The organism is Aurantiacibacter xanthus (assembly GCF_003584015.1).
Classification (GTDB): Bacteria; Pseudomonadota; Alphaproteobacteria; order Sphingomonadales; family Sphingomonadaceae; genus Alteraurantiacibacter; species Alteraurantiacibacter xanthus.
Genome location: NZ_QXFM01000050.1, coordinates 1 through 2,458 on the forward strand (window position 1 = coordinate 1; position 2,458 = coordinate 2,458).

General features: G+C 63.8%; 2 protein-coding genes and 1 pseudogene. All 3 read left to right on the top strand.

The features are described 5' to 3' along the window. Positions 1–275, top strand: a pseudogene (locus D2V17_RS04915) (hypothetical protein); the annotation flags it as partial. A gap of 78 nt (positions 276–353) precedes the next feature. After that, positions 354–1,529: an acyl-CoA dehydrogenase gene (locus tag D2V17_RS04920; protein ID WP_119591987.1), complete on the top strand. Its 1,176-nt coding sequence runs from the start codon at positions 354–356 to the stop codon at positions 1,527–1,529. A gap of 144 nt (positions 1,530–1,673) precedes the next feature. Next, the coding region (locus D2V17_RS04925; protein WP_147367236.1) for an outer membrane protein at positions 1,674–2,458 on the top strand (785 nt) is incomplete at its 3' end.

Sequence of the window (2,458 nt, forward strand, 5' to 3'; positions counted from 1 at the left end):
CCCCCGCTCCAGTCGCAACCGCTCCGACGCCGGCTGCGGGCGGCGACGTTGCCCGGCTCAAGGGCGTCGGCCCCAAGCTGGTGGCATTGCTCGCCGACCTCGGCGTCACCAGCGTGGCGCAGATCGCTGCCTGGGACGACGCCGAGATCGATCGCATCGACGCCCAGCTCGGCCGCTTTTCCGGGCGCATCCGCCGCGATGCGTGGGTCGAGCAGGCCCGCCTCATCGTAGGCGGCGACACCACCGCCTACGAAAGCCGCTTCGGCAAGGGCTGAGCCAGCGCTCCCGATGGGTTGGCCGGGGTGCCCCGACTCGCTATTGTAGTTTCAAAGGAGACTGGTTTGATGGCGGCCATGGCACAGTTCGATTGGGCGGACCCGTTCAATCTCGATACCCAGCTGAGCGACGAGGAGCGGATGATCCGCGATGCCGCGCACGGCTTCGCGCAAGGCGTACTGCAACCGCGCGTGATCGCGGACTTCGCCGCCGAGGCCGACGCGAAAGAGCTGTTCCCGCAGATGGGCGCGGCGGGCCTGCTCGGCGTGACGATCCCCGAGGAATTCGGCGGCGCGGGAGCGGGCTACGTCGCCTATGGCCTCGTCGCGCGCGAGATCGAGCGGGTGGATTCGGGCTACCGCTCGATGGCGAGCGTGCAATCGAGCCTCGTGATGTACCCGATCCATGCCTATGGCTCGGACGAACAGCGCGCGCGTTATCTGCCCGGCCTCGCCTCGGGCGACCTGATCGGCTGCTTCGGCCTGACCGAGCCCGACGCCGGTTCCGACCCGGCCGGAATGCGCACCGTCGCCAGGAAGGACGGCGACGATTATGTGCTGTCGGGCAGCAAGACCTGGATTTCGAACGCACCCTTTGCCGATGTCTTCGTGGTCTGGGCCAAGAGCGAGGAACACGGCGGCAAGATCCGCGGCTTCGTGCTCGAAAAAGGCATGGCCGGGCTGGAGGCGCCCAAGATCAAGGGCAAGCTTTCCCTGCGCGCCAGCACCACCGGCATGATCATGATGGACGAGGTGCGCGTGCCCGCCTCGGCGATGCTGCCCGGTGTCGAGGGCATGAAAGGCCCGTTCGGCTGCCTGAACCGCGCCCGCTACGGTATTTCCTGGGGAGCGCTGGGCGCAGCCGAATTCTGTTACGCAGCTGCCCGTAACTATGGACTGGAGCGCAAACAGTTTGGCCGCCCGCTCGCGGCTACCCAATTGTTCCAGAAAAAGCTTGCTGACATAGTCACCGAGATCACGCTGGGACTTCAGGCGAGCCTGCGCGTTGGTCGCCTGATGGAGGCAAATTCGTTCGCGCCCGAGATGATCAGTATGGTTAAGCGGAACAATGTCGGCAAAGCGCTCGATATTGCGCGGGCGGCGCGCGATATGCACGGCGGCAACGGAATTTCCGAGGAATATCAGGTACTACGCCACGCGCTGAACCTCGAAACGGTCAACACCTACGAAGGCACGCACGACATTCATGCGCTGATTTTAGGCCGCGCAATCACTGGCTTAGCCGCATTCTGACCGCCCGAAAGCGATATGTGACAAATATGTCGCACCTGTAAAAGACCGACACAACAAATATCAATTTTATGGAACTGTAAGCAGATCTAGGCATTCGGGGGTTGTTACAGGGCATGAGGCTCTGTCCAACTAGTGAGGATTCATATGCAAAGGTTGCTAATCACAGCGTCCGTCATGGCGCTCGCGATCCCCGGCGTTGCACACGCCGGCGAGACCTATATCGGCGTGAGCGCCGGTGTGAACACCACCAACACCGAGAACGACGGCCTGCTGACCTCGGCCCTCCCGGCGACCCCGAACTTCCCGGCGGTTCCTGCGGGCAACGAGATCGCCTTCAACACCGATGGCGACATCGGCTGGGGCGCTGGCATCCAGATTGGCCACCGTTTCGACAACGGCTTCCGTCTCGAACTGGCTGGCGACTACAACTCGACCACCGTCGACGACCACTTCGGTGCGACCCTCGCCGGTCAGCCGATTCGCACGCTGGACGCTTCGGTCCTGACGCGCTCGGCCGCTCTGGAAGGTCGCGCTGTCGGTCCGTACCTCAACGAGGACACGGGCAGCGACATCGAAACCTACGGCCTGTTCCTGAACGCGCTGTATGACTTCAACGCCGGCGGCACTTTCAGCCCGTACATCGGCGGTGGTCTCGGCATGATGGTTGTCGATGTCGACTACCTCGCCGGTGGCGACGTGATCGCCGACGATTCGGACGTTGCGCTCGCATGGCAGGGCATCGCCGGCTTCTCGAGCCGTCTGTCGGACAGCGCGGAGCTGTTCGCCGAGTACAAGTATCGTCACACCTTCAAGGATGCGGCGAACATCGAGCCGACGGCTTTCCCGATGGACCCGCTGAACGTTCACGTCGAGCAGCACCTCGGTGTGGTTGGCGTGCGCTTCCTGATGGGCGCGCAGACCCCGCCGCC